The following is a 12,884-nucleotide window of genomic DNA, read 5'->3' on the forward strand; positions in this document are numbered from 1 at the left end:
CTTCAGACCTCGTGCTCGACGCAGGCGGTGCCGGCGCCGGCATGGCTGGCCCAGGCGCGCGCGAAAATGGCGCGTTCGGCTTCGTCCGGCGCCTCGTTCCAGAACACGATCAGGGTTCCCTTGTGATCGTGCAGCTGGCTGAGTTTGTCGATGAATTGCCCGCTGTCCGAATCGCCGCCGGCGCCATCGGCCAGGGCCAATGCGTAACCGTAGGCGCGGTTGAGCCGCTCGATGCGCTCGGGCTCGCTCTGGCTGTCGGTGGCGGTGATCGATGGGTGATCGGGGAACATGGAGAACTCCGTGAGGCGGCAAGGGCCAGCTTAGCAGAGTTTCATGCCTGTGGACAAGGTTGAAGGCGCTCCGCAAGAGCTCGGCCAGGGCTGATCACACGGCGCGCCGCTCATCGCTATACTGGCGCCATGCCACCCCGCTCCGAGCCGCCCGAACCCTCCCCTCCCGCGCTGCTGGTACGCACCAGCGGCGACCGGCGCACGCTGGAATTCCGGGATGGCGATATCCAGAGCGAAATGCTGTTATCCAGCCCCGACGCGCTGGTGCTCGAGTATGCACGTGCGATGATGTGCTTCGCCCTGTTCGTGCCGAACCCGCGCCATATCCTGATGGTCGGCCTGGGCGGCGGCTCGCTGGCCAAGTTCTGCTACCGCCACTTCCCCCGGGCGCGCATCACGGTGCTCGAGATCAGCGCCGAGGTGATCGCCCTGCGCCAACAGTTCTGCGTGCCGCCGGACGACGCGCGCCTGCGCATCGTCCACACCGACGCCGCCGACTACATCCGCGGCGCCCCGGGCAGCGTCGACGTGATCCTGGTCGACGGCTTCGACGCCGGCGGCATGCCCGAGGCACTCGGCAGCGCCGGCTTCTATGGCGACTGCCGGCGCGCCCTGCGCGCAAACGGCGTGCTGGTGGCGAACCTGCTGGCCTACGATCCGCTGCGCGACACGCTCGAAGCGCGGGTGCGCGCGGCCTTTGGCGGGCGCGTCTGCGACTTGCACGGAATCGCCGGCAACAACCACCTGCTGTTCGCTGTCAAGGCAGCGCCCCAGGGGCAGGCGGCTGCCGTCGGCGCCGCGGCGCGGCTGCGCGACGTCCTGATGCGCTACCGCGGCCTGCGTTTTGCCTTCCTCAACCGCCTGCTCGTGTACGCCCTGCTGGCCTGGTTGACAAGACGCCGTGTCTGATTGCAGCGACAGTCGTGTCCACACAACTGCGACGACACGACAATAGTTTGCGAAAAGGGTGGAAGATATGACAAACTCCCTCGTTTGATGCTTACAGGCAATCTGTCGGCGAATTTGTTGGCTATCAGCCAGGACGAATCATGTTGCGTCGCCTACCGTTTTCTCCCACCCGCGCAGCTGCCCTGACTTTCGGCGCCGGCCTGGCCGCGTCGGTCGCGCTGTTCCTGGGAGTGAGCCACCTTGAATACGATAACCTCGCCCTGTCCTTCGCCCAGCGCGCCGACCAGCGCGTGGCGTCGGTACGCCAGGGCCTGCACGACGCGGTCGAAGTGATCACGGTAACGAACCGCCTGTTCGCCCTCGGCACGCCGGTCACGCGCGCCCAGTTCCACGATTTCACGGCGCCGCTGCTGCAGCGCCATCCGTTCATCAAGGCCTTCAACTACCACCGGATCGTGGCCGAATCCGATCGCGCGGCGGTGGAGGCCGAGCTGCAGGCCGTGCTGCCCGGCACCGTCATCCGCGAGGACGGGAAGGGCAACGGAGGCAAGGTAGCGGCCGCGCGGCGCGCCACTTACACCATCGTGCACTACCTGGAACCGATGGCCGGCAACGAAGCCGCTTTCGGCTTCGACTCGGGCACGCGCAAGCAGGTGATGGACGCGCTGGCGCGGGCCCAGGTGGAAGGGCGCGCCGCGGCCACCCCGCTGTTCCCGCTGGTGCAGGATCCGCAGCCGCAGCCGAGCTTCCAGATCCTGCTGCCGGTGTACGACCGCGAAGGCAAGCTGGTCGGGGACACGGCGCTGGTCGTGCGCGCACGCGAGCTGGTGCAGAAATCCCTGGCCGGCGCCGGCCTGCTGGGCGACGAGCGGGTCGCGATGTCGGTGTATGCGGGCGCGCGCGCCCTGCCGGCCGACCTGGTCTTCACGACCAGGGGCAAGGGCGCCACGCCCGCGGACGACCCGCTCGCGCACTGGATCGCCCCGCAGCACGCCAGCCGCATGACGCGCACCCTGGACGTGGCCGGCCGCCCCTGGCTGGTGGAAGTGGCTGCCACCCCGCGCCCGTTCGCGGCCGACCACCTGGCCTCGCTGGCCATCCTTGCCGGCGGCATCCTGGTCAGCCTGCTGACGGCGGCCTGGGTGCAGACCTCGGGTGAACGCACGCGCCGTGTGCAGCAGCTGGTGCGCACCCGCACCGCAGACCTGAAGCGCACCAACCGGCGCCTGGTCGACGACATGGTGGCGCGCGAGCGCACCGAAAAAGCCTTGCAACAGAGCGAACAGCGCTTCCGCCAGCTGGTGTCGATGTCCTCGGACTGGTACTGGGAGCAGGACGCCCAGCTGCGCTTCACGATGGTCACCGGCGGCTTCTCCGAAAAGGCCGGCGTGCTGGTCGAGCACGTGCTTGGCAAGACACGCTGGGAATACGTCGAGTCGCTCGGGACCAGCGAGGAAGGACGCCAGCACATCGCCCGCGTCAAGGACTACCTGCCCTTCAACGACTTCGAATACCAGATCGTCGACGACCATGGCCAGACCCGCTGGTTCTGCGTCAACGGCCAGCCCGTGTTCGACGAGCGCGGCGACTTCACCGGCTACCGCGGTACCGGCAGCGACATCACCGAACGCAAACTGACCGAGCAGCGCGTGCACCACGTGGCCCAGCACGACGTGCTGACCGGCCTGCCGAACCGTTCGCTGCTGCAGGACCGCCTCGGCCAGGCCGTCGCCTATGCCAACCGCAGCGGCAATCCGGTATGGGTCATGCTGATCGACCTCGACCGCTTCAAGTTCGTCAACGACAGCATGGGCCACAAGGCCGGCGACGTGCTCCTGATGACGGTGGCGGCGCGCCTGCGCACTGCCCTGCGCGACCTCGACACGGTGGCGCGCCTGTCGGGCGACGAATTCGTCGTGATCGTGTCGGAGCACGGCGAGCAAAAACTCACGCCGGAAATCGTCGCGCGCGTGATGGCCGCCGTGGCCCAGCCGGTCATGCTCGGCACCAAGGAATTTTTCGTTACCTGCAGCATCGGCGTTGCGGTGTACCCAAGCGAAGCGACCGACGCCGACGTCCTGATCGAGCACGCCGACATCGCCATGTACCGCGCGAAAAAACTGGGCCGCAACAACTTCCAGTTCTACACGCCGGCGATGAACGAGGAATCGCTGGAGCGGGTGCGCATCGAAGGCGCCCTGAGGAATGCCCTCGAGCGCGACGAATTCGTGCTGTATTACCAGCCGCAACTCGACATCAAGACCGGCAAGATCGTCGGCATGGAGGCGCTGCTGCGCTGGCAGCATCCGGAACTGGGCATGGTGCCGCCTGGCCGCTTCATCAGCATCGCCGAAGAAACCGGCCTGATCGTGCCGATCGGCGCCTGGGTGATGCGCACGGCCTGCGCCCAGAACAAGGCCTGGCAGGACGCCGGTTTCGACAAGCTGCGGGTGGCGGTCAACCTGTCGGCGCGCCAGTTCGGCGCACCCGACCTGCTGGCCGGCCTGGAAGCGGTGCTGAAGGATACCGGGATGGAGCCGAAATACCTCGAGATCGAGCTTACCGAGAGCTTGTTCATGAGCGACATCACGCCCGCCGTCGACCTGCTGCACCGCATGAAGGCGCTGGGCGTGAACCTGTCGATCGACGACTTCGGCACCGGCTATTCAAGCCTGTCCTACCTGTCGCGCTTCCCGATCGACGTGCTGAAGATCGACCGCAGTTTTGTCGCCGACATCACGCGCGACGCCAACGACGAAGCCATCGTCACCTCGATCATCGCGCTGGCGCACAACCTGAAGCTGGCGGTGATTGCGGAAGGCGTGGAGACGGCGGAACAACTCGACTACCTGCGGCGCCATGGCTGCGACGAGATGCAGGGCTATTATTTCAGCCCGCCGGTGGCAGGCGACGCCTTCGAACAATTGCTGCGCGAAGGCCGCTGCTTGCACCTCGAAGAGAGCCCGGAGGCGCCGCTCGAACCCGAGGCGGCAGGCGCCTGAGGCAGCCTTCATTGACATATAGTAATTTCGACATCCTTGCTCTACAATAGTCGTGTCTCTATTGCAATTTCAGGAACCGATGATGGAAGAAGTTCAAGTACGCCCAATGCAGTCGGCTCAGGCACGTGTCATGCGGACCGACCTGCGTACCCGCGACCTGGTCAACCAGGCGGTGGCTTCGGTCCCGACGCTGGGCCTGCAGCGCGCCGCGGAGTTCCTGGCGGCGATGAATGTTCCGGCCGAAATCGCCGTGCGCACGCTGGTGTATCCGCAGCGCCGCCGGCGTTACTGATCTCTACTTCAGCTGCTCCTGGGCGCGGATGTCGGCCAGCGACTCCAGGCCCCTGGCAGTGACTTCGAAGCTGCCGTCCTCGCGCTGCGCGATATGCGACTTGCGGATCAGGAACTGGGCGACGTCGCCCGCCACGTTTGCCGCCGGGTCCGCCTCGAGCGCCGTGAGCGCTTCGATGCAGGCACGCAGGAACAGCACCTGCTGGCCTTTTTCCGTCAGGTCGACCCGCCCGTCACGGGCATAGGAAATCATTTTCAGGCCCGACAGGCGTTTTGCATTGCGTCCCACGCAGGCATTGACCCGGTCGGTACGCGCACCACGCCGGATGAATTCAAGCGCGTTATATTCGTCTGTCGTCAGTTTTTCGTTCTTCATTGCCGCTTTCTGGTTCGTTTGCGGCGGTCATGGTAACCGGCGCAAGGCCTAGCGGCAACCTAAACCGCTTAGCGCAGGGTGCGCAGGGCAATCCAGACCAGTCCGGCCACCACGATGCCGCTGACGGCAAGCACGCCCTGGAAGCGGCGCGAAGCAAAGCCGGTGCTCCGGCCCAGGTAAATTTTGTTATGCAGCGAAGTGCCCATCTGTTTCTCCGTCATCGTTTAACAAGACCATGAACAGATAGTATAAAAAAACCATAAGAAAAGAATGTTCGACACCGAACATTATTGTAACTTTGTGTGTAATACGGCAACAAAACAACACTGGCGTACTGCGCGCCGGCGGCAAAAGGCGGCTGTTAGGATTGTTCCAACATTGACCAGCCCCCGGAGTGCACCATGACCCCCTCGAAACACCCGCACGACCCTGCCGCATCAGGCCGCCCCATGATGGACGAAGGCGATATCGGCAGCGGCGAAAAGACGCCGGCCCAGCGCGAAACCGAAGAGATGATCAAGGAGATCCCGCCGCTCCAGCCTGGTAGCGAGCGCGACAACAGCAAGCGCGGCGACGAAGCCCAGCCGAAAGGGCAATAGTCAGCGCAAGCTTAGCTTGCCCGGATCGGCGGCACCGGCAGGGTCGGTTCTTCGACCGGCGCATGGGCGGGATCGGGCACGTCGTCGGGGACCGGAACGGTGGGCGGAGTAGGAATAGTGTCCGGCTCCGGCGTCGAATGGACGTGCAACACGCTCCTGCGCTCGCCCGCCTGCGGATCGATCATATCCATCATCAATCATTCTCCAAAGTCTGAAATGGAAAGGCGGCACAGCCGGGAGGACTGCACCGCCCAATGGAAGAACATCCGCACCCGCCGCCGCAAGGCCTCGGGCAGGGAGTACTCCTGGCGACTGCTTAGTGGTTCTGCTTCTGCTTGGCGCCGCCGCCGGCACCTTCGTGGTCCTTGGCGCGCTCGCGCGACATGTGCTCGTGGCTGCTCTTGTCCTGCACGCCGGCGCGCTGCTTGGCCAGTTCTTCTTCCGACAGATTCCCGCTTGGCTTGCCTTCTGCGTCTTTGGTGTTCGATTCGGTCATGGTGATTTCTCCCGTGGTTGTTAAAAATATTGACGTTTTGTGAAGCCTAGCATGGAAGAACGGGAAGGGTTTTCAATCGTGCGCATCGGCTAAACTTGCGTATAGTTCAATTTTCGTCTTCCTGGCCTCCCATGAAAATTCGTCGCGTCCTGCCACTGCTGTTCGCCGCCCTGGCCTCCAGCCTGTCGCCTGCCCTTGCCACTTCCGCACCCATGAAACTTGCCGATTACATGGCCCTGACCGGCCCCGCCCCCGCCGAGCGCATCGCCTACGGACCTGCCGCCTCGCAATACGCCGAGCTGTTCTTGCCCGAAGGCGCCGGCCCCTTCCCGGTCGCGGTGCTGGTGCACGGCGGCTGCTGGACGGCGAAGTTTGGCGGCATCAACCAGCTGCGCAACATGGCCGGGGCGCTGCGCGAGCGCGGCATCGCCGTCTGGAACGTCGAATACCGCCGTGTGGACGAAGCCGGTGGCGGTTATCCGGGCATGTACCAGGACATGCATGCCGCCCTCGAGGCCCTGGCCGCACGGGGCGGCAACGGCCGGCTCGACCTGGACCGCGTGGTTGCGGTCGGACACTCGGCCGGCGGCCAGCTGGTGCAGTGGATCGCAGGCCGCAGCCGCATTCCGGCCGGCAGCCCCCTGCACCGCGCGAGCATGCTGCCGGTGCGCGCGGTCGTGAGCCTCGGCGGCCTGGCCGACCTGCGCCGCGAACGCGAACTCATCAAGACAAGCTGCGGGCGCGATACGCCGGAGCTTGCCGGACAGCCGAGCGCCGCGCGGCCGGACGTGTATGTCGATACGAATGCCGCCGAGCTGCTGCCCAATGGCAGCCACACGATCCTGGTAACTGGCGAACTCGACACGATTTCACCGCCGCGCGTGGCGCACGACTACGCGGCGCGCGCCCGGGCTGCCGGCGACGGCGCGGAAGTGGTCATCCTGCCCGGCGCGAGCCATTACGACGAGGTGGCCGCCAGCTCGGCCTCCTGGCCGCTGGTGCTGGCGGCGATCGAACGCGCGCTGGCGAAGACGGCGCCGCAGCCGCAAGCCCCAAAGCGCGCTGCGCCGGCGACGCCCTGAGCGAAAGAGGGGCATGTGCCTCGGTTCGTTTGCGCACAGACCGATGAGGTCGGCGAGCCTAGGCTGGAGTTTCCCTAAGTCAGCATTGCAGGTGCCAAATGAATAAACTGATCACTCCCGCTCTCCTCGCCGCCCTTGCAGGCGCCCTCTCCTTTACGCCGGTGAGCGCCCAGCAGCGCCCGGCAGCTGCACCGATGGCGGCGCCGGCACCGATGGCAGCGCCGGCGGCCGCGCCCGGCATGCCGGCACAGCCCGGCCAGGCCATGGAGCCGGCCAATGCCAAGCGCACCCAGTTCGATCGGCTGCTGCGCGCCCAGGTCCTGCTCGACCGCATGCATTTCTCGCCTGGCGAAATCGATGGCGCCTATGGTTCGAATATGCGCCAGGCCCTGAGCGCTTTCCAGAAGTCGCGCAACCTGCCGGCCAGCGGCAAGCTCGACGAGGCCACCTGGAATGCATTGAACCAGGACACGACCGCCACCCTGGTCCAATACGTGCTCGCCGACGAAGACGTGGCAGGTCCCTTCGTCGAAGTTCCGGAAGACATGATGGAAAAGTCCAAGCTGGAAAAGCTTGGCTATGCCAACTCGCTGGAAGGCCTGGGCGAAAAATTCCACGCCAGCCCTGCCCTGCTGCAGCGCCTGAATCCGGGCAAGGATTTTTCACGCGCCGGCGAGCAGATCCTCGTGCCCAGCGTGCACGGCGGCGCGCCGCTGCCAGCGGCGGCCAAGGTCGTCGTCAGCGACAGCCGCAAGGTGCTGATGCTGTTCGATGCATCGGATCGCCTGATCGCGCAATACCCGGCCTCGACCGGCAGCTCGAACGATCCACTGCCGATCGGTACCTGGAAAATCAATGGCGTGAGCGCGAACCCGACCTACCATTACAACCCGAAGCTGTTCTGGGATGCAGAACCGGGCGACAAGAAGGCGAAGATTCCGCCTGGCCCGAACAATCCGGTGGGCGTGGCGTGGATCGATTTGTCCAAGCCGCACTACGGCATCCACGGCACCCCGGTGCCGAAGACGATCGGCAAGACCGAGTCGCACGGCTGCATCCGCCTGACCAACTGGAGCGCGGCTGAAGTGTCCGGTGTCGTCAAGACCGGCGTCCAGGTCGTACTGGAATCCTAAGAAATGCAATTTTTATCAGGAGATAAGCAATGAAATGGCTGGTTTCGTTCCTGCTCGGCGCCGTGGTCGGCGCCACGGTCCTGTTCCTCTACCTGCGCGAAATCAATGACGCGCCGGACCCGATCGTGACCGAGGCCACTGCCGCGGCGCCGCTTGCAGTACCGCCTCCGGCGCCGGCCGCCGCACCGGTGGCGCCCCCCGTCGGGGCAGCAACGGACAACAGCGGCATTCCTTCCGACCTGGCCGACGCCGCGCTGCCGATTCGCCCGGCCAACGCCAGCGGCGCAGTGCCGGAGCTGACGGCGGGCGGTGCGATCCCGTCCAAGCTGCTGGTACCGGTCGAAGGCATTGCCTACAGCAAGATGACCGATACCTTCGATCAGCCGCGCGGCCAGGAACGCCACCACGAAGCGCTCGACATCATGGCGCCGAAAGGCACGCCGGTACGCGCCGTCGCCGATGGCAAGGTCGCCAAGCTGTTCGACAGCAAGGCTGGCGGCACGACCCTGTATCAGTTCAACCCGAGCGAGAAGTACGCTTACTACTATGCCCACCTCGAACGCTACGCCGATGGCATCAAGGAAGGCAGCGTGCTGAAACGCGGCGACGTGCTCGGTTATGTCGGCGTGACCGGCAACTCCGACCCGAACGCGCCGCACCTGCATTTCGCGGTCGTGGCCTTGACGCCGGAGAAGCAATGGTGGAAAGGCACGCCGATCAATCCCTACCCGCTGCTGGGCGAATGATCGTCTACGGCGCGGTCGTCATCTCATCGACATCCGCGCCGACATTGATCGCGGCATAGGCGCGCTCAACGGCAATCGCCTCGCGGCTGGCGCCGCCGAAGAGTTCCTTCGCCGCTTCGATCATTCTGGCGCGCGCGTCGGCGTAATTCGTGCTGGACGTGAATTTGGTCGTGTTTGCCTTGAACCAGATCCGAAAGGCTTTATCCAGGCCGATTCCAGTCATGGCTTGCGGCGATTTGACCAGGTATTTGCTGTAATGGTCGCCTTCCTTGTCCGCCTTCGATCCCTGCGCTAGAAAGTAGAACATCCGGTTGTTCGGCCCGCTGCTGTAGTGCACGTCGAGGCGCTTCAGCGCCGTGCTCCAGGCGTCCGGGCTGTTGCCGTCCTTGCTTGGACGATACATCCAGCGCAGCGGCTCCCCGCGCGGGCTGATTTCGGTGCCGAGCATCCAGTCGTTGCCCCCCGCCGGAATCAGCTCGCCCTTGCCGCCGGCGCGGGCATAGGCCTCGACGACTTCGCCCTTGATGTCCGAACTCGACTCGTTGAGCCCGCCCGATTCCCCCGAATACACCAGGTTCGAGGTCGCCGCCGTCACCCCGTGGCCCATTTCATGCCCGATCACGTCGATCGATCCCAGGCTGGTGAAGCTGGAGCCGTCGCCGATGAACATGCAGCGGCAGGTATCGCTGTAATACGCATTGTCGTAGGCGGTGTTGACGTGCACGGCGATGTAAGTGGCCGTGTTCTGGCCGTCGAGCGACTGCCAGCCAAGCACGTTCTTCATCGTATCGTAGGTGTTCATCAGGCCCCACATCGCGTTCACGGCGGCAGTCTGGCCGTTGGCGCCGGTGGTGCTGCCGCCGGGGATGTATTGCTTGCCGTCGCCCCAGGTGTTGCTGGTGTTGGTATACATCTTGCCGGCTTTGCTGCCGCCGTCGGCATTCGTGATCGCCATCGCGCCGAAGGCGCCGCCGGTGCCGCGCTCCGGGTCGAGCATCTGGAAGCTGTTGCCCGCCTGGGTGGTGCTGATCGGCACCTCGCCGTTGTACTGGCTTTTTCCCACGCCGACCACAGTCTGCAGGGCGCTCCAGCGCTCGATCACGCGCCCGTCCATGGCGCTGACGACCGTGTCGTAATAGACCGGCATGCCGCCGCGGCGCATGCGCGTGCGCACCAGCCAGGCCAGCTCGTAATGGTCGACGACCTCTTCCACGTCGAGCGCGTTGAGTTCGGCGTCGAGCTTGTTGGCCGCGCCGGGCAGGCGCTCGGTCTTCATCACGGGAAAGATCAGGAGTTCGGCGCTGGGCGCGACGATATGGGTGGCGCCGCTTCCTGCGCCGGCCGCGGCCACGGCCTTCTCGATCGCCGCTTTGGCGGGCAATGCCGGCTTGACCTTGAAGTCGGCAGTGGCCGCGCCCAGCCGGTTCGAGGATCCCTGCCCGAGCGACAGGCGCCGGTTCGAGGCCGCCTCGGAAACGATGGCGCCGGCGCCGTCCAGCACCACTACCGACTCGGACCCGAACACGCGCAAACCCTTGTAGGTGTGGGCGGCGCGCACCACCTGGGTGCCCTGTACGCCGGGATGCTGGACGGCGACCCTGAAGCCGTGGTTGTTGTCGAGCCCCCAGTTGGCACGCGCCGCCGCCAATGTCGACACCAATGCCGCGCCGGTCTCGGGCGACGCCGCTTTCGGCGCGCTCATCATCGGCGCGGCGGCCGCGTCGATGCAGGAACTGGCGATCAGGACGCCGAGCGGCGCCGCCAGCAGGCAAGTGCGTAGTTTCATCTCGTCTCCATTCGAAAAGGTCCGGCCGCAAAAATGCGACGGACTTCATCGAGTGTGGACGAGCCTCAAAAACGGTACTTGCTTAAACGCAAGAAGCCCCGCCCGCTGCGTGGAAACGCGGCGGCGGGGCCACAGGGGCTGATGGATCAGTAGTTGCGGTCGTAGCGGTCGTCGTCATACCGATCATCGTCGTTGCCGCCGCGCTTGAGCAGGTAATAGGCGGCGCCGGCCAGCACACCGGCAATGGCAACCTTCTTCACCAGTCCGGACTTGTTGTGCTGCCACTCGGACTTGATACCCATCTCGGCCAGGATGTTCGGCACATGGCCCTGGGTCAGGTCTTCGACCACGCCCTCGACCACGTTGATTCGGTCGGCACCAAGCAGGATCAGCCAGTGACGGATATCGCTTTCGGAGTATTTGAAGGCGGCCCGGCGCAGCATGCCCGACAGGCCGGACGGCGGCTGCACCGTGCCGTGCAGCTGGGTGATGCCCGGACGTTCGTTGGAGACCAGCACCTCGACGTGCTGTTCCTGCGCCGGCGGCGTGTTCATGTTGGCCGGCGTGTAGCGCGGCGGCGTGCGCTCCATCGGCACGGCGGGACGGTTCTTGTGGTCGAGATCGGCGCCCCAGCCCTTGATGTGCGTCAGCTCTTCGCGCGTGCGGCGGGTCTGCTTCAGCTCCGGCTGCACCGGGTGGCGATAACCGTGCTCGTGGTCATGGGCATGGTCCTGCCCCAGGCGCTCGAGGCTCGCCTCTTGCTGCTTGTCCTTGGTCGTGGCAATTGTGCTTTCCATGCGCCCTCCTTATGGCTTGACACTGGCCGCGACGGCGCGCACTTCATGGGCGCGTGGCGGGATCAGGATCGGTTTGATGCAGTTGTCGAGTTTGCTCGAGAAGATGTGGTAGGCGTCCGCCACGTCTTCCAGCGGGATGCGGTGCGTGATGATCGCCTTTGGATCGATGTGCCCGGCGCGGATGTGTTCGATCAGGCGCGGAAGGTGGCGCCGTACGCTGGCCTGGTTCATGCGCATCGTCAGGCCCTTGTTCAGCGCATTGCCGATCGGGACGGCATTAAAGGTCGGGCCATACACGCCGACGATCGAGATATTGCCGCCCTTGCGCGCCGAGTTGATGCACCAGTGCAGCACAGTGGCCGCGCCCGCCTGCATTTTCATGAGGCGGCCGGTGACGGTCTGCGCCACACTGCCTGCCGCGTCGCCGCCGACGGCGTCGATGCAGACATCGGCCCCGAGCCCGTCGGTCATTTTCTTGATGTGGATCGCCATGTCGCTGACGTCCTTGAAGTTGACCACTTCGCACTGGGCATAGTGCTGGACGAATTCCAGGCGGTATTCGACTTCGTCGACCACGATCACGCGCCCTGCGCCGAACAGCCAGGCACACTTGGCGGCGAAGATGCCGACCGGGCCAGCGCCGAACACGACGACCGTATCGCCTTCCTTGATGTCGCCCATCTCGGCGGCCTGGTAGCCGGTCGGCAGCGCATCGGTCAGGAGCACGGCGTCGTCGTCGACGATGTCCTCGGGGATCTTGATCGGACCAACATCGGCCATCGGCACGCGCACATATTCCGCCTGGCCGCCGTCGAAGCCGCCGGCCGTGTGCGAATAACCGTAGATCGCACCGACCGCCGTCGACATCGCGTTCACGTTGTGGCAGTTACCGTAGAGTTCTTTCTGGCAGAAGAAGCAGGAGCCGCAGAAGATATTGAACGGCACCAGCACGCGGTCGCCCACTTCCAGCTTGGTCACCATCGATCCGACTTCCTCGACGATGCCGATGAATTCGTGCCCAAAGGTATGGCCGACACGGGTGTCGGGGACCATGCCGTGGTACAGGTGCAGGTCGGAACCGCAGATGCACGAGCGTGTCACGCGGATGATCGCGTCTCCCGGATGCTCGATCACGGGATCCGACTTGTGTTGGGCGCGAACACGGTAAGGGCCCCGGTAATTCATTGCCAGCATAAATTCCTCCTCGAAAGTTTTCGCAAGCCCGCTGATCGGTGCGGGCGCATAAGTATTAAACTTATGTCAAAACGCTATGAATTACGATAGGCGCACGGAAATAGATGCAAGTTTTTTAACCGATTTTTACGTATATTTAGCCACTGTTCGCCACAGGAAAGCGAAACTTCCCTGTGGCATCAT

At 64.8% G+C, this 12,884-nt stretch carries 15 protein-coding genes; 7 read left to right on the forward strand and 8 right to left on the reverse strand.

The features are described from left to right. Nucleotides 1–2: 2 nt before the first annotated feature. Nucleotides 3–290, reverse strand: a complete 288-nt coding sequence (locus AC56KZ_RS03180; protein ID WP_497160674.1) for a hypothetical protein — start codon at nt 288–290, stop codon at nt 3–5. A 129-nt stretch (nt 291–419) separates the two neighbouring features. On the opposite strand from AC56KZ_RS03180, the gene AC56KZ_RS03185 reads away from it, so the two are divergent. From AC56KZ_RS03185 to AC56KZ_RS03195, 3 genes are all read left to right on the forward strand, one after another. After that, nucleotides 420–1,199 carry a spermine/spermidine synthase domain-containing protein gene (locus AC56KZ_RS03185; RefSeq protein ID WP_497160675.1) on the forward strand — a complete coding sequence of 260 codons (780 nt, stop codon included), beginning with the start codon at nt 420–422 and terminating at the stop codon, nt 1,197–1,199. Between the two features lie 140 nt (nt 1,200–1,339). Further along, nucleotides 1,340–4,201: a bifunctional diguanylate cyclase/phosphodiesterase gene (locus tag AC56KZ_RS03190; protein WP_497160676.1), complete on the forward strand. Its 2,862-nt coding sequence runs from the start codon at nt 1,340–1,342 to the stop codon at nt 4,199–4,201. A gap of 130 nt (nt 4,202–4,331) precedes the next feature. Further along, complete coding sequence (locus AC56KZ_RS03195) at nt 4,332–4,493, forward strand: hypothetical protein (RefSeq protein WP_497160677.1); 162 nt, start codon at nt 4,332–4,334, stop codon at nt 4,491–4,493. 3 nt (nt 4,494–4,496) lie between these two features. Here the strand turns inward: AC56KZ_RS03195 and AC56KZ_RS03200 are convergent, their stop codons facing one another. Both AC56KZ_RS03200 and AC56KZ_RS03205 read right to left on the reverse strand, forming a co-directional pair. Continuing rightward, nucleotides 4,497–4,868 carry a hypothetical protein gene (locus AC56KZ_RS03200; protein WP_497160678.1) on the reverse strand — a complete coding sequence of 124 codons (372 nt, stop codon included), beginning with the start codon at nt 4,866–4,868 and terminating at the stop codon, nt 4,497–4,499. Between the two features lie 68 nt (nt 4,869–4,936). Then, nucleotides 4,937–5,074: a hypothetical protein gene (locus AC56KZ_RS03205; protein WP_497160679.1), complete on the reverse strand. Its 138-nt coding sequence runs from the start codon at nt 5,072–5,074 to the stop codon at nt 4,937–4,939. A 195-nt stretch (nt 5,075–5,269) separates the two neighbouring features. Between AC56KZ_RS03205 and AC56KZ_RS03210 the strand changes: the two genes are divergently transcribed. Next, nucleotides 5,270–5,467, forward strand: a complete 198-nt coding sequence (locus tag AC56KZ_RS03210) for a hypothetical protein (protein ID WP_497160680.1) — start codon at nt 5,270–5,272, stop codon at nt 5,465–5,467. Nucleotides 5,468–5,478: 11 nt separating this feature from the next. On the opposite strand, the gene AC56KZ_RS03215 is transcribed toward AC56KZ_RS03210, so the two are convergent. Both AC56KZ_RS03215 and AC56KZ_RS03220 read right to left on the reverse strand, forming a co-directional pair. After that, the gene (locus AC56KZ_RS03215; protein ID WP_497160681.1) at nt 5,479–5,661 is read right to left on the reverse strand and encodes a hypothetical protein; all 183 of its coding nucleotides are present in this window, start codon (nt 5,659–5,661) and stop codon (nt 5,479–5,481) included. 122 nt (nt 5,662–5,783) lie between these two features. After that, on the reverse strand, nt 5,784–5,963 hold the full coding sequence (locus tag AC56KZ_RS03220; protein WP_497160682.1) for a hypothetical protein: 180 nt from the start codon (nt 5,961–5,963) through the stop codon (nt 5,784–5,786). Between the two features lie 131 nt (nt 5,964–6,094). On the opposite strand from AC56KZ_RS03220, the gene AC56KZ_RS03225 reads away from it, so the two are divergent. The 3 genes from AC56KZ_RS03225 to AC56KZ_RS03235 all read left to right on the forward strand — a co-directional run bounded on the left by AC56KZ_RS03225 (nt 6,095) and on the right by AC56KZ_RS03235 (nt 8,924). Next, on the forward strand, nt 6,095–7,045 hold the full coding sequence (locus AC56KZ_RS03225; RefSeq protein WP_497160683.1) for an alpha/beta hydrolase family protein: 951 nt from the start codon (nt 6,095–6,097) through the stop codon (nt 7,043–7,045). 98 nt (nt 7,046–7,143) lie between these two features. Beyond that, entirely contained in the window at nt 7,144–8,178 is a 1,035-nt protein-coding gene (locus AC56KZ_RS03230) for a L,D-transpeptidase family protein (protein ID WP_497160684.1), read from the forward strand. Nucleotides 8,179–8,207: 29 nt separating this feature from the next. Further along, the gene (locus AC56KZ_RS03235) at nt 8,208–8,924 is read left to right on the forward strand and encodes a M23 family metallopeptidase (protein WP_497160685.1); all 717 of its coding nucleotides are present in this window, start codon (nt 8,208–8,210) and stop codon (nt 8,922–8,924) included. A gap of 4 nt (nt 8,925–8,928) precedes the next feature. Here the strand turns inward: AC56KZ_RS03235 and AC56KZ_RS03240 are convergent, their stop codons facing one another. From AC56KZ_RS03240 to AC56KZ_RS03250, 3 genes are all read right to left on the reverse strand, one after another. After that, the gene (locus AC56KZ_RS03240) at nt 8,929–10,710 is read right to left on the reverse strand and encodes a M4 family metallopeptidase (protein WP_497160686.1); all 1,782 of its coding nucleotides are present in this window, start codon (nt 10,708–10,710) and stop codon (nt 8,929–8,931) included. Nucleotides 10,711–10,856: 146 nt separating this feature from the next. Continuing rightward, nucleotides 10,857–11,507 (reverse strand): hypothetical protein, encoded by a 651-nt coding sequence (locus tag AC56KZ_RS03245; protein WP_497160687.1) that lies wholly within the window; start codon nt 11,505–11,507, stop codon nt 10,857–10,859. Nucleotides 11,508–11,516: 9 nt separating this feature from the next. Further along, nucleotides 11,517–12,701 carry a zinc-dependent alcohol dehydrogenase gene (locus AC56KZ_RS03250; protein WP_497160688.1) on the reverse strand — a complete coding sequence of 395 codons (1,185 nt, stop codon included), beginning with the start codon at nt 12,699–12,701 and terminating at the stop codon, nt 11,517–11,519. Nucleotides 12,702–12,884 lie beyond the last annotated feature (183 nt).

The sequence above is a fragment of the Telluria sp. LT2P34 genome (assembly GCF_059685915.1).

Bases quoted from the DNA above. Each gene is read 5' to 3' on its own strand.
- AC56KZ_RS03200 (WP_497160678.1), bottom strand. From the start codon at position 4,868: ATGAAGAACGAAAAACTGACGACAGACGAATATAACGCGCTTGAATTC.
- AC56KZ_RS03205 (WP_497160679.1), bottom strand. From the start codon at position 5,074: ATGGGCACTTCGCTGCATAACAAAATTTACCTGGGCCGGAGCACCGGC.
- AC56KZ_RS03215 (WP_497160681.1), bottom strand. From the start codon at position 5,661: ATGATGGATATGATCGATCCGCAGGCGGGCGAGCGCAGGAGCGTGTTG.
- AC56KZ_RS03235 (WP_497160685.1), top strand. From the start codon at position 8,208: ATGAAATGGCTGGTTTCGTTCCTGCTCGGCGCCGTGGTCGGCGCCACG.
- AC56KZ_RS03180 (WP_497160674.1), bottom strand. From the start codon at position 290: ATGTTCCCCGATCACCCATCGATCACCGCCACCGACAGCCAGAGCGAG.
- AC56KZ_RS03240 (WP_497160686.1), bottom strand. From the start codon at position 10,710: ATGAAACTACGCACTTGCCTGCTGGCGGCGCCGCTCGGCGTCCTGATC.
- AC56KZ_RS03230 (WP_497160684.1), top strand. From the start codon at position 7,144: ATGAATAAACTGATCACTCCCGCTCTCCTCGCCGCCCTTGCAGGCGCC.
- AC56KZ_RS03220 (WP_497160682.1), bottom strand. From the start codon at position 5,963: ATGACCGAATCGAACACCAAAGACGCAGAAGGCAAGCCAAGCGGGAAT.
- AC56KZ_RS03190 (WP_497160676.1), top strand. From the start codon at position 1,340: ATGTTGCGTCGCCTACCGTTTTCTCCCACCCGCGCAGCTGCCCTGACT.
- AC56KZ_RS03185 (WP_497160675.1), top strand. From the start codon at position 420: ATGCCACCCCGCTCCGAGCCGCCCGAACCCTCCCCTCCCGCGCTGCTG.
- AC56KZ_RS03245 (WP_497160687.1), bottom strand. From the start codon at position 11,507: ATGGAAAGCACAATTGCCACGACCAAGGACAAGCAGCAAGAGGCGAGC.
- AC56KZ_RS03250 (WP_497160688.1), bottom strand. From the start codon at position 12,701: ATGCTGGCAATGAATTACCGGGGCCCTTACCGTGTTCGCGCCCAACAC.
- AC56KZ_RS03225 (WP_497160683.1), top strand. From the start codon at position 6,095: ATGAAAATTCGTCGCGTCCTGCCACTGCTGTTCGCCGCCCTGGCCTCC.
- AC56KZ_RS03210 (WP_497160680.1), top strand. From the start codon at position 5,270: ATGACCCCCTCGAAACACCCGCACGACCCTGCCGCATCAGGCCGCCCC.
- AC56KZ_RS03195 (WP_497160677.1), top strand. From the start codon at position 4,332: ATGCGGACCGACCTGCGTACCCGCGACCTGGTCAACCAGGCGGTGGCT.